The sequence below is a fragment of the Actinoallomurus spadix genome (assembly GCF_024055725.1).
Taxonomy (GTDB): Bacteria; Actinomycetota; Actinomycetes; order Streptosporangiales; family Streptosporangiaceae; genus Actinoallomurus; species Actinoallomurus spadix.
The window spans coordinates 225,697-251,804 of sequence record NZ_JAMXMX010000002.1; the positions used below are offsets into that span (position 1 = coordinate 225,697).

A 26,108-nucleotide genomic window follows, 5' to 3' on the forward strand; every position below is an offset into this window, starting at 1 on the left:
GGGGAACCGGTCGGAGAGTGTGACGTGGACGGCGGCGTACCGGTCGTCGGGGAAGCCGGGGGCTCGGTGGTGAGCGTTGCGCTGGGCGAAGGCGACGCGGACGGTGGCGACGTCGGTGACGGTGACGCGGACGGTGGCGACGTCGGTGACGGTGACGTGCTCGGCGGTGGTGAGGTGGCCGGAGGGGAGGCACCGTCGGTGGGCGACGCGGTAGAGGACGGCGTGGTTCCCGGGCCTTCAGGAGTGGCTGAACCGGTCGCCGAGGGCTCCGGCGCCCACGTGTCACTCACCGTCGTAACCTGACATGCTCATAACTTCCCTGCGGATGAAAGTCCCGGAAACAGGTCATCGGAGGGGCGGTCGTCCATGGCCTCCAGTCGTGACTGTCAGGTTTCGAGTCCGGCGCTCGGAACGCTAGCGCAGTCCCGGAAGCAGCACCAAGCCGCCCAGGTCACAGATCCGCTGATTTAATTCACGATTCACGCTTGGTTAACCTGGGTGAACTTTCCACAATGGCGTCTACAATGGTATGGCCATTGGAAATCTGTGGCGGTCGAGAAGAATGAATATATCTTCGTTCTCCGGGGGTGTGCGCCGTAGGCGGCGATCCCCTGACGGCCGTGGGTATCCGCTGGTGGTGACGTGTCCGGACCGCTGCGGCATACTGTCCTCACAATGTAGGGCTCCCTGGACGTCCACGAGCGGAGGGCAGTGGTGGAGGGGTTCAACCCGCCGGGCGACCTGGACATCGACAAACTGATCCGGCTCTCGCAGGAGTACGAAGCCCGGAGTCAGGAGCTTCAGGAGCGCATGGCCTCGCTCGAAGGCTACGCGGAATCCGAGCGAGGCATGGTCAAGGTCACCTGCACGGTCAACGGCGGCGTCTCCGACCTCGAGATAACACCGCGGGCGATGCGGCTGCCGGCCGCCGAGCTCGCCGAGGTGATCAAAGAGCTGATCCGTGAGGCCGGTGAGGACCTGCAGGCCCGCACGAACGAGCTGATGGCGGAGCTGTTCGGCGAGGAGAACTCCCCGGACGCGCTGCAGCGAAGGGTGGAGGCCGCCGGTCATGCGATGGACAACGCGGCGGCCGCCTTCGAGCGTGCGGTCGACGACACGGCCGGGGAGCTGGAGCGCATCCAGAAGCGTCTCGGTCTCTAGCGGCTATGCGCCGGTGGGTGTCTTGCCCGGGTCGGTGCTCTTCTTGCCGTCGGCGGGGGACTTGTCGCCCTCGACCTCGCCGGGCCACTGAATCTGGGTCTGGGCCACCTGCGACACGCCGGCCGCCTGCCCGTTCATCTCCCCGGAGACGTAGCTGTAGCCGTAGAACCCGCCGGTCGCCGGCAGGGCGAGCTTGCCGAGCTTTCGGAACCTGCCGAGCCTGCCGCCGTTCGTGGCCGCCGTCGTCGTGGGGTTGTTCGAGCCGCCCCGGGCCATTCTGGTCGCTCTGGCGATCTTGCGGGCCCGGGCGGTCCTGGCGACCTGGGTGGCGGCCTTGTTGCCCTGAGTCGGCAGCTTTCCCTTCATCAGGCTTGCGAACCGGCTCTTCAGCATGTTGAGGAACTTCTGTATCTTCGTGCACAGGCTCTTGAGCCTCATGAGCACCCTGACGACGACGCTCTGACGCTGCCCTCCCTGGGCCGCGCCCTGCGCCTGACTTCCCGGGTTCCACCAGGTGAGCGTCAGGTATGAGGCGACGGCCAGGAAGAATCCGCCCGCGGCCAGCGAGAAGTCAGTGATCTTCGCCAGCGTGCCGCTGATGTTCGTGAAGGCGTCACCGGCGCCTCTCAGCATGCTCTCCATCTCGTCCATGCTGGACAGGAAAGTGTCGTTGTGCTGGACGAGCAATGGTTTCGACGCGTCCGTGACTTTATCGTCCGGCAGGAGGCGTGGAATCTGCGCCTGCATATCCTGCTTGAGCGCGGTGGCCTCTTTGTGAAGATTGAAGTAGTCCGTAGCGGTCTTCATGACGGTCTCGTCATTATTGATCATGAACCACTGCGCGCCACCGGCCAATGCGGCGAAGATGGCGAATGGCGGTGAGGGGACGGCCGTCATCGCGGCGGCGGCCGTGGTGAGGCTCGCCCCCGTGATGCTTGCGGGACTTGCGATCGCGGTCATCGTCGTCTCTTCTCGCTCCTGCTTCCGAAACGCTCAGGTTTCGACGCTGTTAACCGTATTCTCGATCGAGGTCGCGTTCGCAGTCTCGTTATTCGTCTGCTGCGCGTTGAGGTTCGTGGTCCACCAGACGGAGAGATGCTTTCGGCCGGTATCGAGCTGTTCCTTGATCGCGTCGTGGAGGTCCCTGCACGTTGAGCCGAGGCCCATATGGTTCGCCGCGTAGCTGAGTCCGTCCTCGGATTTCAGGTCGCCCGCCGCGGTGGTCATGTCCATGAGCTTCGGCACCGGCTTGCTCTTCAGGTAGTTGTGCACCTCACCGAAGGCGGCCGGGTCGTATGCGGCCTGTCCGGTTTTCTTGGAGCTTCCCGAGCCCTCTGACGTGTTGTCGCCCTGGGAGCCGGTCCTGCCCTGGGACTGGTTCCCCCCGAGACCCCCACCTCCGCCGGTCCCACCGCCCCCGGTGCCGGGGTTGGCGGCGATGGGAATGCCATTCCCAAGCCCAGGGCCGGCCCCAGCCCCAGTCCCGGTCCCGGTGCTGTCGGCGGGGGGAACGGCGGTGTTCCCGGTTCCCGTGGGGAGTTGCCCGTCACCGAGGCCGGTGCCCGTCCCGGTGCCCGTCCCGGTGCCGTGCTGGCCGTCACCGGCGTCGGTGCCGTGCTGGCCGTCGTCGGTGACCGGCTTGCCGTCCTTGCCCACCGGGTGCTTCAAGCCCGACCAGTCGCCGTCCTGATCCTGCTTGTGGTCGTGAGTGGCGATGCGGAAGTTCCCGTCGGCGTCCCGGGTGAGGTTCACGTCGAGATGCGAATCGGGTTTGACGTGGAGCTTGATCTCGTGCGGGTTGTCCGGTCCCTTGGGGATCTCGATGTCGAGGCCGCCCTTGGCGTCCGGCTTGACGAGGACGTGCATGTCGTGGCCGTTGCCGTAGCCGTTCGCATAGTCGAGCGTGTAGGAGCCGTCGTCGTGCAGGACCATCTGAGGTGCCGTGTCGCCGCCCGTCGCCCCGTGGATCGCCAGGTCGACCTTTGCGGCGTCGTTTCCGTCACCCGCGCTCAGATGCTGGATCTGCGTCTGCCCGTCCTGACCCGCGGTGCCCGTGCCCGCGGTGCCCGTGTCGGTGTACGTCGCCGCGCCCGTGTCCGTGCCGGTCGGCCCGTTCCCGGGCGCGGTGGTCTGGGATCCGCCGCCGGAAGTCTGGGTGGAGTCCTGGAGGCCCGCATGGTCGCCGGTCCCGGTCCCGGTCCACGGGGACGCGTGTGCGGAGACCTGCGTGTAGTCCGAGAGGCCGCTCTGCCCGTCCTGCGAGGTGCCCCGCGGGGTCTGGGATCCGAAGGGGGCGACGGCCGGTTGAGCGCCGGACTGCGTGGGATCGGTGTACTGGCTCGCGGTCTGGGTGACGGCCGGGGACGTCTGGCCGGTCGCCGGCGTCTGTCCGTTGGCCGGCGCCGTGCCGTCCGACGGAGGGGAGTACCACACGTCGGTCGCGCCCTTCTGGTCGACGGCGAGGCTCAGCCCGTCGTCGCCCTGGGCGACCGTGTGGCCGTCGACGCTGATGACCGCGCCGGGGCTGGAGTCGAGACCCAGCTGGCGGTCGGTCGCGCCCTGACCGGCCTGCACGTGGTAGGTGGGCTGTGGCGAGCCTCCGGACGAGGTGCTCGTCGACGCCGCGGCCGGGGAGGCGTCACGGACCGTGCCGTTCGTCGGACTCGCATTGAGAAGAGACGCGATGCGGCTCTGCTGCGCGGCCATTGGTCCCCCGCGGAAGGTGTGCCGGTATTCCAGGTTGTTCGAAGATCCCATTAGATTACGGTGCTGACCCAGGGGTTCCGCAATGTCTCGATACAGGAGGTCCGATGCTCAACCGTCGTGACCTGTATCAAGCACATCGGCTGTCGATGCAGCGGATCGGCATGGCGCTGCTCGCCGGTGAGCCCGACCTGCCGGATCCGCCGACGCGCAGGTTGACGGTGTCGGTGTTCGCCGGTGCGATGGTCGGCGTGCTGGTGCTCGCCGGCTTCGGCATCGTGGGGCTCCTGAAACCGGGAGGGGCGACCGGGCTGCAGGCGAGCGGCACTCTCATCATCGAGAAGGAGACCGGCACCAAGTTCGTCTACAGCCAGCAGGACGGCAAGCTGTACCCGGTGGCGAACTACACGTCCGCGCGGTTGATCCTCAACACCGCGAACCCGCACCTCAGGTCGGTGTCGCGTGCCTCGCTCGGCAAGTTCGACCGGGGGAAGCCGGTGGGCATCCTGGGCGCTCCGGACTCCCTGCCGGACGCCGGGCATCAGGTCCGCGGGCCGTTCTCGATGTGCGTGCGCAACGGTGAACTCGGCACCGGCGGCACTCGTTCGTACTCCTCTCTGGTGGTGGGGCGGGCCACCGGCGGCCGGTCGCTGAGCGACCGTGAGGCCGTCGTCGTGAGCGCCGGTGGTCAGTCATGGGTGATCTGGCACAACCAGCGCATGAAGCTCCCGGCGGAGGAGGTGCGGCCCATCAGCGGGACCGACGATCCTCCGGAAGTGTCGACGACCTGGTTGAACGCCGTTCCCGCCGGGCCCGAGTTCAGGTCTCCGCCCGTGCCGGACCGCGGCAAGACGGTCACCGCGCCCGGGGGCGGCAGAGCGGCCGTGGGCACCTTCTACCGGGTGAGCACGGTCGGCGGTGACGAGCGGTGGTACGTCCTGTTGAGCGACGGCCTGGCGCCCATCACCCAGACCGAGGGCGTCCTGCTGCAGAACGACCCGAACAGCAAACTGGCGTACAAGAACGGCCCCGTGCAGCCGGTGAGCATCGACGCGGCCACCGCGAACTCCGCGCAGCGGTCGAGCATGAAGCCGTCGGCCGACGGGCTGCCGCCGGTGATGCCGAAGATCATCACCCGGGACGGCACGACACTGCTGTGCGTCGTGTACAGCGACACGGAGAAGGGGTCGCTGGACGCTCGGGTGGCGGTGGGCGGCAGCATCCCGGCGGTGACCGACGCGGCCAACGGAGCGGCGAGCGGAGCGGCGAACGGTGCCGCCGCGCAGGCGAACGTCGTCGACCAGGTGGTCATCCCGCCGGGGCATGGCGCGCTCCTGGGGCTGTTGCCGGCCGCGAACCAGCCGGTGACCGGGTACGCGCTCCTCACCGACCAGGGCCTGCGGTTCCCCGTACCGTCGGCGGACGTGGCGAGCAAGCTCGGGCTCGACACCAAGCTGGTCGCCCCGATCCCCGGCAATCTGCTCCACCTCATTCCGCAGGGCCCGACGCTGGACCCCGCCCAGGCCACGAAGCCGGTGAGCAACCCCGGGCAACAGTCCGGCGGCGACGCCGGGCAGAAGACCACCGGCATCCCCGGGCAGGCGGGCGCCTCGTCGGCGCCGGGGTGATGGCGGGGCGTCGCGGTGGTGCTGGACGCGTGTTCTCCGTCGGTTCGTCTGGCCGGGGCCGGTCGCGACCCGCCACCAGGTTGAAACGGCACCGGTATGCGGGCGAAGCTTTCTACGCTGTGCCATGACGAGGATCTGACATGTACGGGACGTGGTCGATGTGACAGCCCGCGAAGCGCGGCTTCTCCAGCCCGGCCGTGTCTACGTCGGTTGGCGATATGTCCAGAGCCACCCTGATCCTGGGCCACCGCCCAAGCGCCCTACGCCGCCGGAGGCCGAGCAGCTCGACCCGGAGTGGATCGAGCGGAAGCGCAAAGAGGCGAGGTTCTATAACCGGCCGCTCAGGATAGTCGCGGGCGCGACCGTGGTCGGGGTGGTGTTGTTCGTCTCCGCGGGCATCACCGGCACTCTGCCGTGGGCCTTCGCCATCGCGGGTCTGGTGGCGTGCGGTTTCGTGGCGCTCATCACGGGCCGCTCCATCTGGCAGGACGAGAAGGCGCTGCGGGTCCGGATGGACAAGGAGAGGGACCGCTTCGAGCGGCTCCAGGAGGACCGCCGCCGCCGGCTGGAGGCCGCCCACGCCGAACACGCCCGCGCCTACCAGGAGTGGCGGCGGCGCCGGGACGCCTTCGAATCACAGCACGAGTGGTACGCCGTCACGCTCCCGCCCGGCACGGACCGTGTCGACGTCGTCGGCGGCACGCTCGTGGGCTGGTCGGCCATGGTCACCATGATCGGCGCCGCGCGCCTCGCCTCCGGGTCCCGGGTCACCGTCCTGGACCTGTCGGAGGGGGCGGTCGCCGGGGACCTCGTCGAGGTCGCGGGCGACCAGGGCGAGCGCCCGTCGGTGTGGGTCCTGCCCGGTGACCTGCCGCACCTCGACCTCACCCACGGGCTCGGCCCGGAGGAGATCGCCGACGTGCTGTCCCTCGTGGTCAGCGTGAGCGACGAACACAACGGCAGCCGCGACCTGTCGGTGGACAACGCCATCCTCGAACGCGTCCTGGGCGTGTTCGGCGGGCACGCGTCCATCCCTCAGCTCGCGGCGGCGTTGCGGGCGCTGGCCCAGATCGGTGATCCGCGCGATGACCTGCGGCGCGGTCTCATCAGCGATGACGAGCTCGCGCAGATCACCACGATGTTCGGCCGGGGCGCCGCCGACCGGGTCGTCATCGAGCGCGCCTGGGCGCTGGAGTCCCAGCTGCGCAAGCTGGAGGACCTCGGCTCCAGCCCGTCGCTCCCGCCGCCGAGCCGGCTGCGCGTCCTCGCCACCGACCGGCGGGCCGGTGTGCTCACCAACCGGGTCCTCGGCACGTACGTCACGGCCGCTCTGACGCACGTCCTGCGGTCGTCGCGGCTCGGGGCGGCATGGGAGCACACTTTGATCGTCTGCGGCGCCGAGAAGCTCCGTGGTGATGTCCTGGACCGTCTCATCGACTCCTGTGAGGCGACGTCGACCGGTCTGGTCCTGATGTACCGCTCGATCGCGCCGCACGTCGAGGAGCGGCTGGGGCGGGGGCACGCCGTCGTCGGTTTCATGCGCCTGGGCAACGCCGAGGACGCGCGGATCGCGGCGCAGCAGATCGGCGAGGAGCACACGCTGAAGGTCGCGGGGCTCACGGACAAGGCCGCGTCGGCGGTGAGCGACCCGAAGGACGGCTCCTACGCGAGTACGGTCGGGTCGTACGCGCCGGTGCGGGTCTTCGAGGGGACGGGTCCTTCGGACGTCACCTTGCCCGAGGGCATCGGCCGGGCGACCTCCTGGGGCCGCAGCGCCGCCGAGGCCGCCGACGCGGGCAAGGGCGCGCGCGAACTCGCCGTCAAGCCGTACGAACTGCAGCAGCTGCCGCCCACAGCGATGATCTTCACGGCGACCGAGAGGTCCGGCAGGCGGGTCCTCCTCATCGACGCCAATCCCGGGATCATGACCCTGCCCACCGCGAACATCCAGGAGTACGAGGAGGCGATCGACCCGCTGCGGGCCCGGCACGCGCGGCCCGAGGCGCTGCCCCGGGACCCCTCCCGGCCCCCGCCGAATCTCGGGCCGCCTCCGGAGCGGCTGGACTTCCGCAAGAAGCGCTGAGCCGGTCTCGGAGTTCCTGGCGTGATGGGTCGGCGGGGCTGGGGGGGACAGGCTCAGTGGCGCCCTTCTCCGGGTGGATCCACGGGCGGCAGGAACGTCGGAGTGCCACCCGGTGGGGCGACGTCCGGTGGCGGCGTACGGTCCGGCTCCGCGCCCGCGTGCGGCGGTGCGACGAACCGGCTCGGTGAGCCTGGTGCGGGCGGCGCATCGTCCGGAGGCGGCGTCCCGCCGGATCGCCGGCGGGCGGCGGCGACGACCGCGACGACGATGATCAGGGCGCAGAGGCCGACTCCGAAGAGCACCAGCGGGGGGAGTCCGCCGCCGCCGTCGTTGTGTCGGCCCGCCGGAGCCTTCGGCGACGACGGTCCGGCCGAGTCCGCGGGCGCGCCGGACGACGCGAGCTGTTCCATCTGCCGGACCACCGGGTAGCCGGCGCCGGCCGGTGCCTGGCGCTGGAGCGCCGCGCCGGGGATGACGACGCCGTAGCCGCTGGCCGTGTCGGGGCCGGGCGCGCCGACGTCCTTCGCCGTGCCCACGATCTGCCGGACGACCTCGGGCGCCCGCATGTCCGGATACCGGGAGCGCAGCAGGGCGACCGCGCCGGAGGTCAGCGCCGCGGCCTGGCTGGTCCCGCTGTACTCGGGGTCGAACGTGCCGTTCGCCAGGAGGACCCCGACGTGAACACCGGGTGCGGCGACCGACACGTAGTCCTGCCGCTGCGTCTTGTCCCAGACCCCTTTCGCGTTGTCCAGCGCGCCGACGGCCAGGACACCGGGGCAGGCGGCGGGCAGTTGCGGCGCGTTGTCGGCACTTCCGGTGTTGCCCGCGCCGGCCACCACCACGACGTCCCGGCGCAGCGCGTAGGCGATCGCCTCTCGGAGCCCGGAGGGGCAGTGGCCGGGATACATGGAGGCCGGGTTCGCCTGGGACATGTTGATGACCTTGGCGCCGTGGTCCGCGGCGTACCGGATGGCGGGCGGCAGCGAGTTCGCCAGGTCGCCTTCCCGGCCGTTGGTGACGACGACCGGAAGGATCCGCGCGTGCGGGGCCACGCCGACCATGCCGGTCCGGCCGCCCTGGCCGGCGATGAGCGCCGCCATGGACGTGCCGTGACCCTGCGACTCGACGTCGATGTCCGTACGGCCGTCACCGCCCCGGCCGGTCGTGTCCGTCCCCGGTACGACGGCGCCGTCGAGTTCCGGGAGGCCGGCGTTGACCCCGGTGTCCAGGAGGGCGACGGTCACACCGTCGCCCTGGCTCAGTGACCAGACCTTGCCGGTGATGGCCCAGGCGGAGAACCACCACTCCTCATCGCGCGGTCGCGGGAGGGCCCCCGCGGGTGCGGCCGTCGTTCCGACGATCGCGAGAGCCGCGCACAGCGCGGACACGCGGCGGGCCCATCCCGTCACGTATAACCGCCTTTCCTCGTTCTCGTCAGGTCTGTCGGTAGCGCCGGCCGTCCTTCGGCGGCGGGGGCGTGTGCCCGAGCAGAGCGGGGGAGACCGGGTGATCGTCGACGAAGGCGTCGCTGTCGTCGACCAGGAAGGTCGAACTCTGCTGTTCCTGGTTCTGGTTCGGTTGGCCGTGACCAGGCATCATCGGCATGTACGGCATGCCGTTGCGCATCGCGGCGGCCTCGGCCGCGTTCACTCCTGCGGCCCCGGGGCCACCAGGCGCGTTCGCCAGGCGTCCGGGGGGCAACCCGCCCGCCCCCGGCCCCGTCCCCGCGCCCGGTCCGACGCCGGAACCGGAAGGGAAGTGACCGTTGCCCAGGTTGGTCGACGGCCCCGACCCGAAGTCGGACAGTTTGCCGCCGTTGGGGTCGTAACCGGCGAGGTCGGTCTTGGGAATGGAGCTGCCGTTGCCGTACGGATCGGTTCCCCCGTTCCCGTAGGGGTCCGTGCCGTTGCCGTAGGGGTCCGTGCCGTTGCCGTAGGGGTCCGTGCCGTTGCCGTAGGGGTCCGTGCCGTTGCCGTAGGGGTCCGTGCCGTTGCCGTACGGGTCCTGGCCATCCCCGTACGGGTTCTTCCCGTTGCCGAACGGGTCCTTGGGGTCGTTCCCGTACGGGTTCTTGCTGTTGTAGGCGCTGGGGTCCACGCCACCGGGGAATCTGGGGTCGTAAGCACTGTTCGTTTTGAACGGATCCCTACCGTCGATGTTGTCGCCGGGGGTCAGGCCGGGCAGATCCTGGGTGACGACTGCGGGGATCTTCGCGTGGGCTTCCATGATCCGCTTATTGAGCCGCTGCAGGTAGTTCCGCGCGTGCCAGTGCGCGTCCTTCGACTTGAAGGCCTCATCCCACGTGTGTGCTCCGTAGCCGGGCCGGTTGTCCTTCGCCTTGTACCAGCTGAGCTGCTCGGCGAGGAGTTTCAGGGAGTCACCGGCGGTCTGGCACGACGTGGCCACCTGGTCGGCCGAGTACCAGAGCTTGTAGAGCGCCTTCTGGGCCTCTTCGGCGCCCTCGTCGTCCCACGCGTCGGCGAGATCCTGCGCCTTTTTCTTGATCAGGTCCCTGGTCGCGGCGACACGTTTCGCGGCTGCGAGGTAGGTGTTGGCCGCCTGCGCGATCCGGGTGGGATTCGTCTCGTCCAGCCAGGCGTCGACCTTCTCCAGACTGGTGTCGCCGTAGGCGTCCTTACCCTCGTCGAGCGGCTTGTCCTTGATCGTTACCGCTTGGAATCCACTGGTCATGGCCGTCAGTACTCCCCAGTGTTCTGCTGGGTGGGCTGCTGCTGGGTTATCTTCGGCGTCGCCGCGGCGGCTTTGGCGTTGGCGCCGGCGACGTTCGCCCGGGTGGTGCCCAGAGCGGCTATCGCGGCGCCCTGCTGGGACAGGAAGCCACCGTAGAAGTTCTTGATGGTGCCCCGCAATTGCTCGATCGTCGTATGGAACTGCTTCGCGACATCCCAGTCCCCGATCTCCTTGTGCTGGAGGGCGGCCCCGTATTCGATGTCGTCGATGCTTCCATCGCCCTGCTTCCAGTCGGCCTCGTAGGTCTTGAAATCCTTACCGAGGGTGTCCTGGATGCTCTGGATCGCGTGGCTGTCGTGCTTGATGCCCTTTTTCCGGCCTATCCCAGGCCAGTTCTTGTCGATGGGAGGCGGCGTCGGATAGTACGCATTCTTGATCGACTTATCGTCGGCCGCAGTGGCATCGCTATGGTCGGCGGCGTCCTCCTCCTGGAAGGACTTCCACTGAGTGGCGTTGTACTTTCGTTCGTCGTCGGTCTTGGGATCGGCGTAGACGTAGTACAGATAGGCATGCTCATCGTTCGAGGTCGATGAGCCGGCCGACGTGCCGGGCTTGCTGGGATCATGGGTTGGATCGGGGACGGGCGCCCGGGTCGTCTGGTTATCGTCCTGATACCAGATGAGCTTCCGGCCCTTGTAGTCGTAGGTCGGCAGGGCCTTACCGCCGAATTGAGTGATTTGCTTGTCGTCGCCCATTGTGCACCCTCAGCAAGTATCAGATGGTCGACCGGATCATGGCATGGCCTGGCGATGAGACGCCCTGGTGACCGGCTCGGTTCCTTGACGTGAAAAGACGATGACCTCGGCGCGTGCGCGGCCGAGGTCATCATGAGTTACGGCGAGCCCCGTCGCCGCGCATCACCGTCCACCTGGTGGTGCCGGTACCGGGGTCGTCAGCCGTGGTTGGACCAGAGCCTGACGTTGTCCCGCTCGGCCTGCTGGAACGCCTCGTTGGCCGTCCCGACGCCCTGCCGCAGGGCGTTCAGGATGTTCTGCATGTCCGCAGCCGACTTGTCCCAGATGCGCTTCTGGTCGCCGTAGGCCGCCTCGGCGCCGCCGGACCACTCCGCCAACTCGCGGTGCAGCGTCGTCTCGAGGTCCCGTAGCGACGCGACGAGGCGGTCGTGGAGCTTCTGAAGGTTCTCCTCGCCGGCCGCCAGGCCACCGAAATTGACGTAGGTGAGGTCTGCTGCCTCGTTGCTCATGTGCGTCTCCTTCCGAGCCGAGTGCTGTCTTACTTGCGGTTGTTGAGGAGCGACATGATCTTGTTGGCCTGGTCGGACTGGCTCTCCTCGAAGGCGTCGTACTTGTTCTTGGAGATGCCGAGCCGCTCGCCCACAGTGTCCAGAGCCTGGAACATGGTGAGGAACTCGTCCTCGTACACCTTGCACGCCCTGGCGAAGACGTCCGCGGACGGGCCCTTCCAGTGCGCCATCAGCTCGTTGCTGGAGCTGGCGAAGGCGCTCATGATGGCACGGAACTCTCGCACCGTCTCATCGACCTTCGCCCGTGCTGTGGCCATGTGTTCGCGACCAACGCTTGCGCTTCCCGCTGCAGCGGCCATCGACTCGTTACCTCCGCGAGCTCGACTTACGGTGTGTAGTCGCCCCGTCACCAACTCCTCGTCCTGCCTGTGGTGGCGAAGGTCGTCGGAGCACACCCCGTCCTACAAACGATCACCAGAATACGACTGGCCGGCACTCGATGTCCAGGTGATTTGGAAAAGTCAAGTACCCGTCGCAGCGGGCATTGATCGTTATGTAAGCGTTACCTGCCTCGGGTGTTCGCGCTAAGGCCATCTGACCTGCGAAAACCTCACTTGAGGAATGCGCCCTTTAAGGGTGTCGCGGCTGTGTCATAAGTGAGAGGTGAGTGCATGGAACCGTTCCGGCATGGTGAACGTCTGAACCATTCCGGCGGAGGCATGGCCGGTCTCCTCCGGGCTGCGGCCCGCCCGCCACGGCCGCCCTCCGCGGCGCCCGGTCCCCGCCCTCGCGCCCGACGACCCAGGCGCCGCCTCCCGATCGCTTTGACGTGGATTCGGACACCCGGTTACGTTGATCGATACCGACTGGTCGGTATGTGCCAAGGGAGGCCCATTCATGCCCGCTGTGCAGACCGTTCGCGGTCCTGTCGACGTCTCCGAGCTCGGCCGGACGCTGATGCACGAACATGTCTTCGTCCTGTCGACCGAGCACGTCGACAACTACGGCGCGGGCGCATGGTGGAACGAAGAGGAGCGCGTCCAGGACGCCGTCGCCAAGCTCCGGACCCTGGCGGCGAAGGGCATCACCACCATCGTCGACCCGACGGTGTGGGGGCTCGGCCGCTACATCCCGCGCGTCCAGCGGGTCGCCGAGCAGGTGCCCGAGCTGAACATCATCGTCGCCACCGGCCTGTACTCCTTCGACGACGTGCCCCACCAGTACGAGCACCGCGGACCGGGCCTGCTCATGGACATGCCCGAGCCGATGGTCGAGGACTTCACGCGGGACATCGTCGAGGGCATCGCGGGCACGAACGTCAAGGCGGCGTTCCTCAAGTGCGTGATCGAGGCGAAGGGCCTGACCCCGGGCGTCGAGCGCATCGCCCGCGCCGTCGCGCGTACCCACCGTGAGACGGGCGCGCCGATCACCGTGCACACCTCCAGCGCGATCCAGGCCGGGCGCCTCGCCGTCGACCTGTTCCGCCAGGAGGGCGTGGACCTGTCCAAGGTGGTCATCGGGCACGCCGGTGACAGCAACGACCTCGACTACCTGATGGAGCTGGCCGACACCGGCGCGATCCTCGGCATGGACCGTTTCGGCCTCGACGTCTACAACCCGACGTCGGAACGGGTCCGTACGATCGCCACCCTCTGCGAGCGCGGCTACGCCGACCGCATGGTGCTCAGCCACGACGCGAGCTGCTTCATCGACTACTTCGGCGGCGCCCACGACCAGGTGATGACCACGGCGATGCCGAACTGGAACTACAACCACATCCCCGACGACGTGCTGCCCGCGCTGCGCGAGTGCGGCGTCTCCGAGGCGCAGCTCGACCAGATGCTCGCCGACAATCCACGGCGGTACTTCACGACGGCTGGCATGGCGGGCGCGGCCCTGTAATCCTTCCGGTGTGGCAGGTGTGACCGGGGGACTGCAGGGGCCGTGGTATCGCATACAGGCGATCCTGTCGCCGGCGCACGGCGCGTCGGCGGAGTGGGACTTCGTGAGCGTGCTGCCGGCCGTGCTGTCCGCGGCGCAGGGCGGGCGGCCGTTCGTCGTGGGCTGGATGTCGCGGGGCGGCGGCGCGCCGCTGCAACTGATCACCAACGCCGGGCCGCTGCACCTCACGCACGACCGGCAGCAGGGCCTGCTGTTCCCCCACGGCGCCCGCGGCGTCCCGATCGGTGACGAGTGGCTCGACGACGCCGCCGCGATGACGTGGAGCCGCTGCCCCGCGCGGCTGGCGCCGCCACTGGCGTCGTCGCGCCCGGGCACCGGCCCGAGCCTGTTCGAGTCGACGCTCGTGACGCTCATGGACCGGCCGTTCGGGTGGCTCGTCATCGCCGAGCAGTGCGGTGAGCAGGTGCTGCGCGACGCGGTCACCGACCTGCAGTACGAACTGCAGATGCGCCGCCGGGGCGACGACGAGCTCGCCGTCGAACGCCTCGAACGCCGCCTGGCCGAGCTGGACGCCTTCCAGGAGGCCGGCCTGTGGAACGTCCGGGTCCTCGCGGGCGCCGCGTCGGCGCAGGCGCTCGACCAGATCGCCCCGGTGCTCGTCGGCTCGGTGGAGATGAGCCACCACCCGTACCGCCTCCGCTCCGGCGGCCGGCCCGTGCGCTTCCACGAGGCGATGCACGTCGACACCCAGGACCAGGACCTGCGGTCGCCGTTCGTCGCGACCGCGGGCGCCCTGGCCGCGCTGGCCGGCCTGCCCCGCCGCGAGGTGCCGGGCCTGCGGGTCCTCGACGCCGGCTACTTCGACGTGACCTCCGAGGTCGGCGCGGAGACGGCCGCCGACGGGCCCGGGGTCGGTCTCGGCGCGATCCTCGACGGCCAGGACCGCCGGGTCGGGACCTTCACGGTGCCGCTGCAGACCCTCAACCGCCACGTCTTCGTCACCGGGTCGACCGGGTCCGGCAAGTCGCAGACCGTCCGGCACCTGCTCGAACAGCTCACCCGCACCGGCATCCCCTGGCTGGCCATCGAACCGGCCAAGTCCGAGTACGCCGCGATGTCCGGCCGCGTCGGCGCGCCGGTCACCGTCATCAACCCGTCCGACCCGGCCTCGGTGCCCCTCTCGGTGAACCCGCTCGCGCCCGAGCCCGGGTACCCCGTCCAGGCGCACATCGACATGGTCCGGGCGCTGTTCCAGGCGGCGTTCGACGCGGAGGAGCCGTTCCCGCAGATCATGTCGCAGGCGCTGCAGCGCGTGTACGAGGCGAACGGCTGGGACGTCGTCACCGGCCGGGGCCGCCCCGGCTCCCCGATCGAACCCGCCGTCCCGACCCTGGAGCAGCTGCAGAACGCCGCCCTCGACGTGATCGGCGACGTCGGCTACGGCAAGGAGCTGATGGCCGACGTGCGGGGTTTCGTCGACGTACGGCTGCGGTCCCTGCGCATCGGCTCGGCGGGCCGGTTCTTCCAGGGCGGCCACCCCGCCGACATCGCGGGGCTGCTGGGCCGCAACGTCGTCCTCGCCATCGAGGACGTCGCGAACGACGAGGACAAGGCGTTCCTCATGGGCACGCTGATCATCCGGATCGTCGAGCACCTGCGGCTGCGCGCCCGCGACGGGCGCACCCCGAGCGGCCTCGGCCACGTCATCGTCATCGAGGAGGCGCACCGCCTGCTGCGCAACCGCGGCGAGAACAGCGCCGGAGCGCACGCCGTCGAGCTGTTCGCCGGGATGCTCGCCGAGATCCGCGCGTACGGCGAGGGCATCGTCGTGGCCGAGCAGATCCCCACCAAGCTCGTCCCCGACGTCGTGAAGAACACCGCGCTGAAGGTCGTCCACCGGCTGCCCGCCCACGACGACCGCCGTCTCGTCGGCGCCGCCATGAACCTCGACGAGCACCAGTCCCGCGAGGTCGTGTCGCTGCCGCCGGGCGTGGCCGCCGCGTTCGCGGACGGCATGGACCGTCCCGTACGGATCCGCGTGCCGCTCGGGCAGGACCGGGAGCGCGTGCTGCCCGGCCCCGTCCCGCCGGTCGCGAGCCGCCGGTCCGCCGCCTGCGGCAGCGTGTGCCGCGACGGCCGGGCGTGTTCGCTGTACGAGTTGCGGGAGGCCGACCTGCTCGCCTCGGCCACCGCGTGGGGGTGGCTGCGGGTCTGGGCGGACACGCTCGTCCTGGCGCACGTCGCCGACCGCCCGGCACCGGCCGTCCCGGCCGACCTCCGCGTCGAATGGGCGGCGCGGCCCGTGCGCCTGCGCGAGTGCACGCTCGCGACGGTCCTCGACCGCGCCGTCGGCCGCCGCTCGGAGGCGCTGCGCACCGCGTACGCCCCGGAGCGGCTCACCGCCACCGTCGCGGGCGTCGCGGACCGGCTGCTCGGCGGCGAGGCGGGCCTGGCGGGCGTCCGGCCCGGCGCCGAGTGGATGATCCCGCAGTTGCGCTGGCTGCACGAGATGGACCGGCTGTTCCCGGCCGGCCAGGGCGTGCCGGACAAGTACGCGCCCGCGCCGCCGCTGGAGTACGAACTGCCGGGACTGCGGGAGCCCGCGGAGCCGCTGTTCGGCCACCGGGTCCGCGCACTGCGCCGGCACCCCCTGTCGATGGGGCTGGACGCGAACCGGCCGATCGCCCGGACGGCGATCCTCGGCGGCGACGACCACGCGGAGTTCGACCGCGACCTCGCGGTCGTCGCGATCGGCGTGGACGCCGACGAGCGCCTCCGGCACGTCGCGGAGACGCTGCGGGCCGCCTGGCTGCCCCACGTCCTGTCGTGGCCGGACCGCCTCATCGCGGGCCTCGCCGACGCGGACGGCCCCCCGCCTTTCTCCGGCTGACCCCCGATGTCACGATCGGGGATCATCTGTGCGCTTCGCCCGGGATCCCGCGTCGTGGGGTGCTTACCATCCCCGCATGGTGGCGGAGTCAGTGCGGATCGAGGGTCATTTCCAGCACGCGCGGCGGGGCGGGATCCCGCGTCGCATGAGCGACGCGACCCGGTACCTCTGCGCCGCCGCCTACCTCGACGAGCGCTTCTGCCGGAAGGTCATCGACGAACTCGTCGACGCCGAGCACCGCGCCGTCGTCCCGTCGTACGGCTTCGACGTCGGACCGGTGATCTCGCACTCCCTTCGCGCCCGCCGGCTGCAGCTCATCCGCGACGTCACGATCTGGGCGCTCCTGCTCGGCTGCCTGTCGATCAGCCCCGGCTCGGTGTCGACCTACTACTCGCTGGCGGTGCCGTTCGCCCTGGCCCGGCTCGTACCCTGGCGGCGCTTCGGGTGGGGCCGGCGCTTCAAGATCGCCTGGGCTCTGGCGGTGCTCTACCTCCTGTTCTCACTGGTCAGCGGGTTAGTGGTGTTCATCTGGGCGCGCGGGATCACGTGGCTGTTCTCCGGAATCGGGTCGCCGGGGGAGTCGCCGCCCACCCCCACCGCGTTCTGGGGGAACCTGGGGCTGTGGGCCACGTGCACCTTCCTGCTCGGGTTCGCGATGCTCGTCATCCCCTTCGGCTGGCAGGTGCTGGTCTTCCGGATGATGCGCACGGACCTCGCCCCGGGGACTCCGACGCCGCCGCTGGACGTCCTCACCGAGCGCGTACGGCACCACGCCCAGCGGCTGGTCGACGCCCAGGTCGGTAACGTCACCCTGTACTCCGGCGGCAACCCCTTCCTCGGCTCCGGGGCGCCCGACTCCCCATGGGCCAGGGCCTGGTCGATCGTGGTGGAACTCGACCGTCCCGCCACGCCGGACGGGACGCCGCAGACCATCGACCCGGTGGCGCTGCACGAGCACGTACGCCGCCGGCTCATGGCGATGAGCGAGGAATGGCCGACCGCCGAGGACGACCGGCCGGACCGGTCCGACCCGCGCCTGCGGCTCCCGGCCAACGAACGGATCGCCGGGCTCAACATCGACTACCACGTCGTGGCACGCGGCGACTGCACGCAGTACCCGCGGCCCTCCGAGCCGGGCGGCGACCGGCCGGACTACGCCGGTCACCCCCTGATCGACGTGACGGCGGGCGTGCCGTTCTCCAAGACCACCGAGGCGGCACAGGAAGCGATCATCCGGCACCCGCAAGGCGGCGTCCGCTGTTACCAGCGCGTCACCGTCGGGGCGGAGGGCCAGACGGTCCGCGACGCCGCCGGCCGGGTCATCGCGCCCGCCGAGGACCAGGACATCGTCGTCTCGGTGTTCATCTACCTCGCGGTGGAGGGGCACATGCTCTACGCGCAGTTCGTGGCCGACGTGCTGCCGCCCATCCGCAGCGAGTATCACCTGGTCGACCACCTGGCCTCGTGCACCGACGCGGCGCTCATCGGGCTGGCGGTACGGCACCGCTGGCTCGCCGCGCTGAGCGACGGCGTCTTCGCGCCGTTCCGGGCGATCCGCACACTCGCCCAGATGGCGATCGCCAGGCTCCGGGCCGACCAGCAGCCCCAGCGTTTCACGGCGTACGACTACGGCGCCCGGCTGAGCGTACGGGAACTGGGCGCCGAGGAGACGCTGCCGACCTACCTCCAGGTCCTGGACGCGCACAAGTACTCCCGGCTCATCGAGCGGCGCCTGCACGAGGCCGTGCTCGACCATCTGCAGAGCCACGACATCGACGTGTCGGCGTACCGCATGCAGGCCAACCAGATCATCGAGCAGAGCGTGATGATCAACGGCGGCAACTACGGCCCGATCAACACCGGCTCCGGCAGACAGGACAACCGGGGCATGACGATCACCTAGAAGAGGAGAGCATGGGCGATCTCAACATCAGCGGCGGCAACCAGGGGCCGATCAACACAGGCTCCGGTACGCAGGACAACCGCAACATGACCATCGGCGCCGTCGGATCCACCGCCGCCGAAGACGCCCTGACGCGCCTGGAACGGCTGCTCGACGAGCACGCGCCGCGGCTGGAGGAGGGCGAGGAGGCCCGCGCCGACCTCGAGGACGTACGCGACCAGGCCGGCAAGGACAAGCCCGACAAGCGCCGCCTCACCGACACCCTCACGCGGCTGTCCGAACGCGTCGCGGCGATCGGCGCGCTGGCCGCCGCCGTGAAGGAGGTCGCCGCCAAGCTCGGCGTGCACCTGCCCTGACGACGGCCTACAGCTCCTTCCACTGGTAGGCCGGCAGCCCCTGGCTCTGCGCGATCGGGTTCCACAGCGCGACGACCCGGCGCTTGGCGGGTCCCGCCCTGTCGTTCGCGGCCGTGACCGCGTCCTGGTTCGCGGACTGCGGGAGAGCGTCCCCGTCGCATCCTTGGGCCTCCGCCTCCTGGGCCCAGGCGAGGTACGCCTGGTCGGCGTCCAGGGATGCCGAGTAGGCGTCGATCATCGCCTGCTTGAGGTCGGCACCCCCGGGCAGGCGGTCCGTCGACACCTGCCGGGCCTGCTCGAGCTCGCCCTGCCGGTCCTGGACGACCTCTTGGAACGTTGGGATCGCCGCGACGAGGTCGTTACAGGTCTCGAGGCTGACGGAAAGCTTGCCGTGGGTGTCCCTGCCCGCGCTCAGGATCGCGTTGACCGCGGTGGCCTGACCCGTGGTGTCCGAGGGTGACTCACCGGCCTCCGGCGTGCCGCTCGGCTCCTCGGTCGGCGGCGCCGCGCTGGACTCCGAACCCGTACGGTGCCCTGCCGCCGGATGCGAGCCTTCGGACAGGCCGAGCGCGAGCACCACACCGAAGGAGGTGACGGCGACGAGCCCGGCGGTCACCGCGAGAGCCGCCCACCGTCTCCGCCTGCCGTCCGGGGCCTTGCGATGCCCGTGCCGCGCCCGCTGGGCGGCCGCGTCCCACGCGGTCGGCGGAGCCCCCCAATGCCGGAGGCCGTGCTCGTCGACCCAGGAGGTGCCCAGGGGAGAGCCCGGCCCGTCGCCCTCCTCGGCGGGCAGGTCCGGCGGTGACGCCGTACGCTCCCCGGCGAGACCGCCCTCGATCGGCGCCGTTAATGCGTCGAGCGGCGCCTCGATCCGCCGGGTCTCGGCCCGCTCCTCCTCGATCCGCCGGGTCTCGGCCTCCCCCTCCTCGGCCGGCCTGTTCCCGGCCGCCCCGGTCTCGGCAGGTGCGGTCTCGGCAGGTGCGGTCTCGGCAGGTGCGGCCTCGGCGGCCCTGACCTCGGCCGGCCCGGTGCCGGTCGGTGTGGCCTCGACCGGAGCGGACTCGGCGGTCGCACCGTCCTTCGGCTGGAAGGGACCCCGCTCGGGCGGCGGAGTCTCCCGGCCCGGCGACGGGGCCCGGCCGTGCGGTGGGGCCTCCGGTTCCCGATACGGATCGACCGCGGGGAGGGACGCCCCGCAGCGGGTACACGTCGAACGCCCTGAAGGCGTGTGGCTATCGCAGGCCGGACACTTCATCCACTTCTCCCCTTCCCGTACGAGATTGTGCCTACTGGCGGTTACTTATGGGCGGCCATAGGACACACCTCGATCACGAAGTCGGCCGGCGACTGTCGGTGCGTCCTCGGATACTTTCGGTCATGTGGAGATGGGCTCTCGTCGGAGCGGGGCTGCTCGCGGCGGTCTGCGCCGTCGGCCCGGTCGGTGGGCCGGGGGCGCATCGGGGCGGCCTGCGGCGGCCGCCGGAGGCCGCCTCCGGAGAGGGCGTAGGCGAGGGGGCCGGGCGCAAGCGCATCGAGCCTGAGGGAATCGGGCGCGAGGGCGGCGGGCGGGCGAACGGCGGGCGGGTGAACGGCGGAGCCGGGCCGGGGCCGCCGCCCGGGGCGTGGACCGCGCGCGTGGTGCGCGTCGTCGACGGGGACACGCTGATCCTGCGGGTCGGTGGCCGGGGCCTGCGCGTCCGGCTCATCGGCGTGGACGCGCCGGAGACCTGGAGTCGCCACGAGTGCTTCGGCGCCGAGGCGGCCCGCGCCCTCCGCCGGCTGACCCCGGCCGGCGCCGAGGTGCGTGTCGCGGCCGATCGGGAGCCCTACGACCGGTTCGGCCGCCGCCTCCTCCACCTGTGGACGGGCGACGGCCGTCTCGTCGCCGCGGACCTGGTGCGAACCGGATTCTCCCGCACGCTGGTCATTCCGCCCAACACCCGCTACGCCCCGGTGCTGCGTGCGGCGCAGGCGGCGGCACGCCGTACCCGCGTCGGCCTCTGGGGTGCCTGTCATGGATCGCGGTGATCGGGCGACTCAATCCAGTACGCTGTACGTCGTATGATGTACGGAGTAATGGTGAAAGGGAGTCCATTGCAGGTCACCGCGTCAGCCGTCTCGCTGACCGTCGAGGACGTCGCGGCGTCCGCCGCCTTTCTGACCACTCACTTCGGATACGAGGAGGTGATGTCCGCCGAGGGGTTCGTCTCGCTGCACCGCGACGACGACGCGCTGGACGTGGTCTTCCTGCGGCGGGGGATCGAGGTGCTTCCCGAGGGTTTCCGGGACCAGCATGTGGCCGGCCTCATCATCGCGCTCGTGGTCACCGACCTCGCCGCCGAAGAGGCCCGCCTGCGCGCGGAGGGGGTCACGATCACGATGCCCCTGCGCGAAGAGCCGTGGGGAGAGCGGCTGTTCCAGGTCACCGATCCGAACGGGGTGATCGTGCAGCTCGTCGAGTGGGTCACTCCGAGCGGGGAGGACCCAGCCCGGTAGGGCCAGATTCGGCGTTCATCGTCCACAGCGTGTGGAAAACCCTGGGGTCCCACGAGAGATGATCGCTCGCGGGCCCCAGGGCCACGACGGTACGACCGTGATGGCCAAGTGTGGTCTGACGGTGGTGTTGTCCCTGTGCCGCTATGGACCTGAGATCGGCGGCGGCCTAGCGTCCGGCCCATGTTCTGCTGTCGGCCCGGCCGCCGGGACCTGCTGCGCCTGAGCGCGCTCCTCTCCGGGTTCTCCCTCATGCCGGAGATCGGGGAGGCGCGGGCGCAGGCGTCCGACGTACGGCCGGTCAACCTCGAACTCGTCACGCTCACCGAGACCACCGCGGTCTTCACGTGGTACACCGGTGTCGCCGGGACGGACGACGGGCTCGGGCGGATGCGGCCCGCCGCGGCCGACGGCCAGATCGTGATCGGCACCCGGCCGGGGCGGCTGACCCGCGTCGTCGGCGAGACCGCCCGCACGCCGTACCACTACGTCGAGGTGACGGGGCTGGAGCCCGGCCGGACGTACTACTACCAGGCGCGCTCGCACGGGCGGGCGGCGTCGCAGACCTCGGTGGCGGGCGCCGCCGGCACCCCCCTGGGCGACGGCGCCTTCTCGTTCACGACGCCGCAGCCACCGCCCGGGCGCTTCCTGTTCTCCATCGCGCTCTGCAACGACCTGCACCTGGGCGAGACCGTCGCTGGGCTGATCGGCGGGCTGCCGTTCAAGGGCATCTCGCAGGCTCCGGGACGGCCGCCGTACCCGAAGATCATGGCGGAGGCGATGGTGCGGGACGCGCGGCGACGCGGCGCGACCTACCTCCTCGCGGCCGGGGACGTGTCCTCCGAGGCGGTGCCCGGCGACCTGGACGAGGCCAAGCGGATCCTCGACGGCTTCGGCACCTACCGCCGCGACTACCTCGTCGCGCGCGGCAACCACGACCGCGCGCACGACGGCGACGCGTACGCCGCCTGCCGGGTCGGCCGATGGCAGGGCCGTGACTGCTTCCGCGACGTGTTCTCCGACGGGCCGACGTACTTCGGCCACGACCTGGGCGGCCTGCACGTCATCGGGCTGGACACCTACGACAAGCCGGGCAACGGAGGAGACGCGGGTGGGCTGTCCGCGGAGCAGTTCGCCTGGTTCGAGGCCGAGCTGAAGGCGCATCGGGACCAGCCCACGATCGTGTTCGGCCACCATCCTCTGCTGTCCCTCGACGACCCGCTCGCGGCGGCCGGCGGCACCTCGCTGAACCCCGGGCAGACGGTCGCGATCATGGCGGCGTACGAACGGACGCCAGGAGTGTTCCTGCACCACGCGGGGCACACGCACCGGAACAAGCGCACGGTGCTGCCCGGCAGCCGGCACGTGACCCAGCAGGAGGTCGGGGCGACGAAGGAGTATCCCGGCGGGTTCAACCTCCTCCGCGTGCACAGCGGCGGCTACGCGCTGAACTTCTACAAGACCCGGGACGACCTGGCCAGGGAGTGGAGCGAGCGCAGCCGGCAGGAGATCAGCGGGCTGTGGCCGCAGTTCTCGTTCGGCCCGTCGGTCGCGGACCGCAACAGCGTGACCGCCCGCGACCTGTCCGGCCTGCGCGCGGCCCGCTGACGCGCGCACGCCCGGGTCGCCCGTCGCCGAACGGTACGGGACGCCGATCCGGCGCACGGCGCGGCAGTGAGCCCGCGCTCGCCGCGAACCCGCTGCCGCGCTCAGTAGACGAGGGCCTGGGCGCCGTCGGCCGTGACCTCTTCGACGAAGGTCGGCGCGCCCGCGATGCGGATTCCGGGCAGCACCTCGTCGTCGGTGATGTCCCGGCGCGCCGCGCACTGCGTGCAGACCGTGACCCGGCCGGCGGACAGGACGATCGCGAGCAGGTCGTCCAGTGGGGTCGCGTGTGGCAGCTCGAACTCCTTGGCCCGGCCCGGCAGCGCGAACCAGGATGATTCGCCGGTCAGCCAGAGGGAGACGGGAACACCGCTGGCGACGGCGGCCGCGGCCACCGTGAACGCCTGGTTGCAGCGCTCGGGCGCGTCGGCGCCCGCCGTCACCTTGATGACGAGTGATCGTGCCATATCCGGCACACTAGTCGCCCGGGCTGGAAACCGGCACGTGGCGCGAGATGATCAGCGGCAGCAGTGTGCTCTTGCCGAGGACCAGGTCCCCCAATTCGGTACGAGCGGCCCCCACGATCCGGAGCGGCTCACCGGCCGCGACCACGCGTTCCTCCACGAGGAAGCCGATCGTCCGATCCCGGTGGCGGGGGCGCGGAGGGGCGCCCAGGAGCGTCGCGAGCCGCGCGGCCAGCGGCCCGTACGGCGAGTCCTCGAACTCGGTGAACGACGGCTCGCCGAGCTCCAGTTCGGCGCCGCGCGGGTCGACGCGTACGGCGGCGGTGTCCCCGGTGACGTACAGCGGCCCGCTCGTCCGCTCCGCCGCCGTCAGCTCGCGGACGACCCTGGTCGGGCCGAAGGGGCCAGGCCGCCATGCCCGGTACCGCTCGACGACGGTCACGGAGTACCAGACGCAGGGCCGCCCCGTCAGCGGCGCCGTGACGAGCCCGGCCGGGCCGGCCACCGCCTGCCCGGTGACCTCGCGGGGCGACCCAGGCGTGTTGCCGGTGAGGGGCTCGGCGGCGCCCAGGGCCCGCCGGCGGCGCGCCCTGCCGATCGTCCTGGCCATCGCGCCGGCGCCCGCCTCGACTCCGGCCGAGATCAGTGTCATCAGGGCGTACACCCGTCCTCCTTCACTCCGGGCCGATCAGACGCAGCAGGTGCGCGGTCGGTTCAACGTGGACGAGTTCGAGCACCAGCCAGACCAGGCTCGCGGCGAGGGACAGGCCGCCCCCGATGTAACCGAGGTACGAGCCGAACCGCAGGGACGACGACAGTTCCTCCTCCGACCGGGTCGAGATGATGAACGGGCCCTTCTCCGGCCGCCGCATCACCGGTCCCGTGTCCCCGGCGGCCGCCGCGCCGAGGACGTACAGCGGCTGATCCACCGGAATGATCCACTCTTCGTAGCGGTGCCCCTGGATGTCGCTGAAGTTGACGCGGAACCGCAGGCCGAAGAGGTTGACGTCCCGGCCGGCACGCTCGAAGTGGGACAGGGAGCGCGAGGGCTCGTCGACCGGCTCCCCGTCGTGGACGATGGTGATCTCACCGGTGTGGTCGCGGACGGCGAAGGGCGTCGCGTGGACCTCGTCGTGCACCGTCCGCTCGCGCGTCGTCGTCTCGCTCTTGCCGTCGCGGTATTCGGTGTGCTCGTACCGGACCGTCACCTTGGTCCGATGCCACACGCACGGCCGTCCGGAGAACGGGGCCCGGGCCGGCCCGCCGGGACCGGGCACGGCCGTTCCCTTGACCTCGCAGGTGACGGGTTCGTCGTACTCGGCGATGTCGGCGCAGGTACGCGTCGGCGTCGCGCGCATCGCCCGGTGCCTCCGCTGCCGGAGGTACGCCCGTACGACGGGCGGCAGGCCGATGACGAGGAACATCAACGAAATGATCACGCGGGTACCTCCGGGGGCCGGTCGGGGCGTCGTCGTGCCGCCGGCGCGGTGTCGCCGGTCGGGCCGGGGCCACTACGCTGGCCGAACATGGAACCTGAGCTGCATCCCGACCTCGAACCGTTGGCGTTCCTCCTCGGCGACTGGGAGGGCGCCGGGGTCGGCGGCTATCCGACGATCGAGAGCTTCCGCTTCGGACAGGAGATCTCCTTCAGCCACATCGGCAAGCCGTACCTGATCTACACGAGCCGTACCTGGCGGTTGGACGAGGAAGGCAACCTCGCGGATCCCCTCGCCCGCGAGACCGGTTACTGGCGCGCGCATCCAGGCGGGAAGGTCGAGCTGGTCCTGGCGCATCCGACGGGCATCGCCGAGATCTACGTGGGCCAGGCGGCGTTCAACCGGGTCGAGCTGATCACCGACGTGGTGGCGCGTACCGAGACCGCGAAGGACTACACCGCGGGCAAGCGGCTGTACGGGCTGATCGGTGAGGACCTCGGCTACGCGTACGACATGGCGGCGGAGGGACAGGGCCTGCAGTCGCACCTGTCGGCCCAGCTCAAGCGCGTGTCCTGAGCGTCACGGGAGCCGGGGGCTCCTCCTCCGACGGCGTCACGACGTCGTCTGGTGCTTGCGGTAGTCGCCGGGAGGCACTCCCAGGACCCTCTTGAAGGCGACGCTGAGGGCGCTCTCCGATCCGTACCCCACGGAATGGGCGATGGAGGCGAGTGTCCCACTGCCTTCCCGCAACTGCCGGGCCGCGAGTTCGATGCGCCACCGCGTGAGGTACTCCAGAGGACCCTGGCCGACCGTGGCCTTGAAGCGGGCGGCCAGGGTGGACCGGGATACCGCGGCGGTGCTCGCCAGTTCGGCCACGGTCCACGAGCGTGCCGGATCGCGGTGCAGGGCGCTCAGCGCCGTCGCGACCACGCGATCTCCGAGGCCCGCCAACCACCCGGACACCGCGTGCGGTTCCCGTTCGAGATGCAGACGCAGTACGTGGACGAGCATGACGACGGCGAGATGTTCCGCCACCAGGGTGGAGGCCATCGACGGGTGCGTCAGCTCCCGGTCGATCGAGGTCAGCGCCCACTGCACCGTTTCCGCGTGCCGGGTGCCGGCCGGCAGGTGGACGACGGGGGGCAGCCGGTCGAGCAGCAGTTCCTGGGCGCGGCTCCCGAAGAAGAAACCGCCGCCGATGAGGAACACATCGTCGCCCTGACCCACCCTGGCGATGCCGCCGTCCGCCCCGGCGAACACGGGGGCGGCTTCCACGGGGACGGCCTCCGGATCGCTGCGCAGCGTGAAGGGTCGCCGGCGGGTGAGGAGGTAGCAGTCCCCCTCCGCCAGTTCGATCGGCTCGTCGACCCCATCGACCTCCAGCAGGCAGGAGCCGCGCCGGACGGCGTTGAACTTCACCGCCGGCGGGGGATCGAACCGCAGGGCCCAGTGACCTCCCGCCGCCAGGCTCACGGACAGGTAGCTGCGGGTCTCCAACAGGGTCAGCACATCCTCAAGAGGATCCATGA

General features: G+C 70.5%; 24 protein-coding genes. 12 read left to right on the plus strand and 12 right to left on the minus strand.

Annotation, left to right across the window (positions count from 1 at the left end; genetic code table 11):
* Window positions 1–69 precede the first annotated feature (69 nt).
* Entirely contained in the window at window positions 70–303 is a 234-nt protein-coding gene (locus tag NE235_RS03080; RefSeq protein ID WP_252799140.1) for a hypothetical protein, read from the plus strand.
* 411 nt (window positions 304–714) lie between these two features.
* The gene (locus NE235_RS03085; RefSeq protein ID WP_252799142.1) at window positions 715–1,161 is read left to right on the plus strand and encodes a YbaB/EbfC family nucleoid-associated protein; all 447 of its coding nucleotides are present in this window, start codon (window positions 715–717) and stop codon (window positions 1,159–1,161) included.
* Between the two features lie 3 nt (window positions 1,162–1,164).
* On the opposite strand, the gene NE235_RS03090 is transcribed toward NE235_RS03085, so the two are convergent.
* Both NE235_RS03090 and NE235_RS03095 read right to left on the minus strand, forming a co-directional pair.
* On the minus strand, window positions 1,165–2,121 hold the full coding sequence (locus NE235_RS03090) for a hypothetical protein (RefSeq protein ID WP_252799143.1): 957 nt from the start codon (window positions 2,119–2,121) through the stop codon (window positions 1,165–1,167).
* 33 nt (window positions 2,122–2,154) lie between these two features.
* On the minus strand, window positions 2,155–3,918 hold the full coding sequence (locus NE235_RS03095) for a RodZ family helix-turn-helix domain-containing protein (protein WP_252799145.1): 1,764 nt from the start codon (window positions 3,916–3,918) through the stop codon (window positions 2,155–2,157).
* Window positions 3,919–3,971: 53 nt separating this feature from the next.
* Here NE235_RS03095 and eccB point away from each other — a divergent pair, with 53 nt between their 5' ends.
* Window positions 3,972–5,492 (plus strand): type VII secretion protein EccB, encoded by a 1,521-nt coding sequence (gene eccB / locus NE235_RS03100; protein WP_252799147.1) that lies wholly within the window; start codon window positions 3,972–3,974, stop codon window positions 5,490–5,492.
* A gap of 160 nt (window positions 5,493–5,652) precedes the next feature.
* Window positions 5,653–7,575 carry a hypothetical protein gene (locus NE235_RS03105; protein ID WP_252799150.1) on the plus strand — a complete coding sequence of 641 codons (1,923 nt, stop codon included), beginning with the start codon at window positions 5,653–5,655 and terminating at the stop codon, window positions 7,573–7,575.
* Between the two features lie 53 nt (window positions 7,576–7,628).
* On the opposite strand, the gene NE235_RS03110 is transcribed toward NE235_RS03105, so the two are convergent.
* The 5 genes from NE235_RS03110 to NE235_RS03130 form a co-directional block, all read right to left on the minus strand.
* The gene (locus tag NE235_RS03110) at window positions 7,629–8,984 is read right to left on the minus strand and encodes a S8 family serine peptidase (RefSeq protein WP_252799151.1); all 1,356 of its coding nucleotides are present in this window, start codon (window positions 8,982–8,984) and stop codon (window positions 7,629–7,631) included.
* Window positions 8,985–9,009: 25 nt separating this feature from the next.
* Window positions 9,010–10,266, minus strand: a complete 1,257-nt coding sequence (locus NE235_RS03115; protein WP_252799153.1) for a WXG100 family type VII secretion target — start codon at window positions 10,264–10,266, stop codon at window positions 9,010–9,012.
* 5 nt (window positions 10,267–10,271) lie between these two features.
* Entirely contained in the window at window positions 10,272–11,021 is a 750-nt protein-coding gene (locus NE235_RS03120; RefSeq protein ID WP_252799154.1) for a hypothetical protein, read from the minus strand.
* A 197-nt stretch (window positions 11,022–11,218) separates the two neighbouring features.
* Window positions 11,219–11,530, minus strand: coding sequence for a WXG100 family type VII secretion target (locus NE235_RS03125; RefSeq protein ID WP_252799155.1), 312 nt, complete (start codon window positions 11,528–11,530; stop codon window positions 11,219–11,221).
* A gap of 29 nt (window positions 11,531–11,559) precedes the next feature.
* Window positions 11,560–11,847 carry a WXG100 family type VII secretion target gene (locus tag NE235_RS03130; RefSeq protein WP_252799157.1) on the minus strand — a complete coding sequence of 96 codons (288 nt, stop codon included), beginning with the start codon at window positions 11,845–11,847 and terminating at the stop codon, window positions 11,560–11,562.
* Between the two features lie 580 nt (window positions 11,848–12,427).
* On the opposite strand from NE235_RS03130, the gene NE235_RS03135 reads away from it, so the two are divergent.
* From NE235_RS03135 to NE235_RS03150, 4 genes are all read left to right on the plus strand, one after another.
* Window positions 12,428–13,432, plus strand: a complete 1,005-nt coding sequence (locus tag NE235_RS03135) for a phosphotriesterase family protein (RefSeq protein ID WP_252799162.1) — start codon at window positions 12,428–12,430, stop codon at window positions 13,430–13,432.
* 10 nt (window positions 13,433–13,442) lie between these two features.
* The gene (locus NE235_RS03140; protein WP_252799164.1) at window positions 13,443–16,322 is read left to right on the plus strand and encodes an ATP-binding protein; all 2,880 of its coding nucleotides are present in this window, start codon (window positions 13,443–13,445) and stop codon (window positions 16,320–16,322) included.
* A gap of 76 nt (window positions 16,323–16,398) precedes the next feature.
* Window positions 16,399–18,225 (plus strand): G protein-coupled receptor family protein, encoded by a 1,827-nt coding sequence (locus NE235_RS03145; protein WP_252799166.1) that lies wholly within the window; start codon window positions 16,399–16,401, stop codon window positions 18,223–18,225.
* A gap of 11 nt (window positions 18,226–18,236) precedes the next feature.
* Complete coding sequence (locus tag NE235_RS03150) at window positions 18,237–18,581, plus strand: DUF5955 family protein (RefSeq protein WP_252799168.1); 345 nt, start codon at window positions 18,237–18,239, stop codon at window positions 18,579–18,581.
* 7 nt (window positions 18,582–18,588) lie between these two features.
* On the opposite strand, the gene NE235_RS03155 is transcribed toward NE235_RS03150, so the two are convergent.
* Window positions 18,589–19,836, minus strand: a complete 1,248-nt coding sequence (locus NE235_RS03155) for a hypothetical protein (protein WP_252799170.1) — start codon at window positions 19,834–19,836, stop codon at window positions 18,589–18,591.
* A gap of 122 nt (window positions 19,837–19,958) precedes the next feature.
* On the opposite strand from NE235_RS03155, the gene NE235_RS03160 reads away from it, so the two are divergent.
* The 3 genes from NE235_RS03160 to NE235_RS03170 all read left to right on the plus strand — a co-directional run bounded on the left by NE235_RS03160 (window position 19,959) and on the right by NE235_RS03170 (window position 22,682).
* On the plus strand, window positions 19,959–20,609 hold the full coding sequence (locus tag NE235_RS03160) for a thermonuclease family protein (RefSeq protein ID WP_252799172.1): 651 nt from the start codon (window positions 19,959–19,961) through the stop codon (window positions 20,607–20,609).
* Window positions 20,610–20,675: 66 nt separating this feature from the next.
* Window positions 20,676–21,077, plus strand: a complete 402-nt coding sequence (locus tag NE235_RS03165) for a VOC family protein (RefSeq protein WP_252799174.1) — start codon at window positions 20,676–20,678, stop codon at window positions 21,075–21,077.
* A 180-nt stretch (window positions 21,078–21,257) separates the two neighbouring features.
* Window positions 21,258–22,682 (plus strand): purple acid phosphatase family protein, encoded by a 1,425-nt coding sequence (locus NE235_RS03170; protein ID WP_252799175.1) that lies wholly within the window; start codon window positions 21,258–21,260, stop codon window positions 22,680–22,682.
* A 101-nt stretch (window positions 22,683–22,783) separates the two neighbouring features.
* Here the strand turns inward: NE235_RS03170 and NE235_RS03175 are convergent, their stop codons facing one another.
* Genes NE235_RS03175 through NE235_RS03185 form a run of 3 tightly spaced genes read right to left on the minus strand, consistent with a single transcriptional unit; the run spans window position 22,784 to window position 24,582 of the window.
* Window positions 22,784–23,146: a DsrE family protein gene (locus tag NE235_RS03175; RefSeq protein WP_252799176.1), complete on the minus strand. Its 363-nt coding sequence runs from the start codon at window positions 23,144–23,146 to the stop codon at window positions 22,784–22,786.
* A 10-nt stretch (window positions 23,147–23,156) separates the two neighbouring features.
* Entirely contained in the window at window positions 23,157–23,807 is a 651-nt protein-coding gene (locus tag NE235_RS03180) for an E3 ubiquitin ligase family protein (RefSeq protein WP_252799178.1), read from the minus strand.
* Between the two features lie 10 nt (window positions 23,808–23,817).
* Window positions 23,818–24,582, minus strand: coding sequence for an E3 ubiquitin ligase family protein (locus NE235_RS03185; RefSeq protein ID WP_252799179.1), 765 nt, complete (start codon window positions 24,580–24,582; stop codon window positions 23,818–23,820).
* A gap of 87 nt (window positions 24,583–24,669) precedes the next feature.
* Between NE235_RS03185 and NE235_RS03190 the strand changes: the two genes are divergently transcribed.
* On the plus strand, window positions 24,670–25,155 hold the full coding sequence (locus NE235_RS03190; RefSeq protein WP_252799181.1) for an FABP family protein: 486 nt from the start codon (window positions 24,670–24,672) through the stop codon (window positions 25,153–25,155).
* Between the two features lie 36 nt (window positions 25,156–25,191).
* Here the strand turns inward: NE235_RS03190 and NE235_RS03195 are convergent, their stop codons facing one another.
* Window positions 25,192–26,106: an AraC family transcriptional regulator gene (locus NE235_RS03195; protein WP_252799183.1), complete on the minus strand. Its 915-nt coding sequence runs from the start codon at window positions 26,104–26,106 to the stop codon at window positions 25,192–25,194.
* Window positions 26,107–26,108: the final 2 nt, after the last annotated feature.

Coding starts and splice junctions, on each gene's coding strand:
- NE235_RS03135 (WP_252799162.1), top strand. CDS start 12,428: ATGCCCGCTGTGCAGACCGTTCGCGGTCCTGTCGACGTCTCCGAGCTC.
- NE235_RS03160 (WP_252799172.1), top strand. CDS start 19,959: ATGTGGAGATGGGCTCTCGTCGGAGCGGGGCTGCTCGCGGCGGTCTGC.
- NE235_RS03170 (WP_252799175.1), top strand. CDS start 21,258: ATGTTCTGCTGTCGGCCCGGCCGCCGGGACCTGCTGCGCCTGAGCGCG.
- NE235_RS03145 (WP_252799166.1), top strand. CDS start 16,399: ATGGTGGCGGAGTCAGTGCGGATCGAGGGTCATTTCCAGCACGCGCGG.
- NE235_RS03095 (WP_252799145.1), bottom strand. CDS start 3,918: ATGGGATCTTCGAACAACCTGGAATACCGGCACACCTTCCGCGGGGGA.
- NE235_RS03190 (WP_252799181.1), top strand. CDS start 24,670: ATGGAACCTGAGCTGCATCCCGACCTCGAACCGTTGGCGTTCCTCCTC.
- NE235_RS03130 (WP_252799157.1), bottom strand. CDS start 11,847: ATGGCCACAGCACGGGCGAAGGTCGATGAGACGGTGCGAGAGTTCCGT.
- NE235_RS03125 (WP_252799155.1), bottom strand. CDS start 11,530: ATGAGCAACGAGGCAGCAGACCTCACCTACGTCAATTTCGGTGGCCTG.
- NE235_RS03155 (WP_252799170.1), bottom strand. CDS start 19,836: ATGAAGTGTCCGGCCTGCGATAGCCACACGCCTTCAGGGCGTTCGACG.
- eccB (WP_252799147.1), top strand. CDS start 3,972: ATGCTCAACCGTCGTGACCTGTATCAAGCACATCGGCTGTCGATGCAG.
- NE235_RS03090 (WP_252799143.1), bottom strand. CDS start 2,121: ATGACCGCGATCGCAAGTCCCGCAAGCATCACGGGGGCGAGCCTCACC.
- NE235_RS03115 (WP_252799153.1), bottom strand. CDS start 10,266: ATGACCAGTGGATTCCAAGCGGTAACGATCAAGGACAAGCCGCTCGAC.
- NE235_RS03150 (WP_252799168.1), top strand. CDS start 18,237: ATGGGCGATCTCAACATCAGCGGCGGCAACCAGGGGCCGATCAACACA.
- NE235_RS03120 (WP_252799154.1), bottom strand. CDS start 11,021: ATGGGCGACGACAAGCAAATCACTCAATTCGGCGGTAAGGCCCTGCCG.
- NE235_RS03195 (WP_252799183.1), bottom strand. CDS start 26,106: ATGGATCCTCTTGAGGATGTGCTGACCCTGTTGGAGACCCGCAGCTAC.
- NE235_RS03175 (WP_252799176.1), bottom strand. CDS start 23,146: ATGGCACGATCACTCGTCATCAAGGTGACGGCGGGCGCCGACGCGCCC.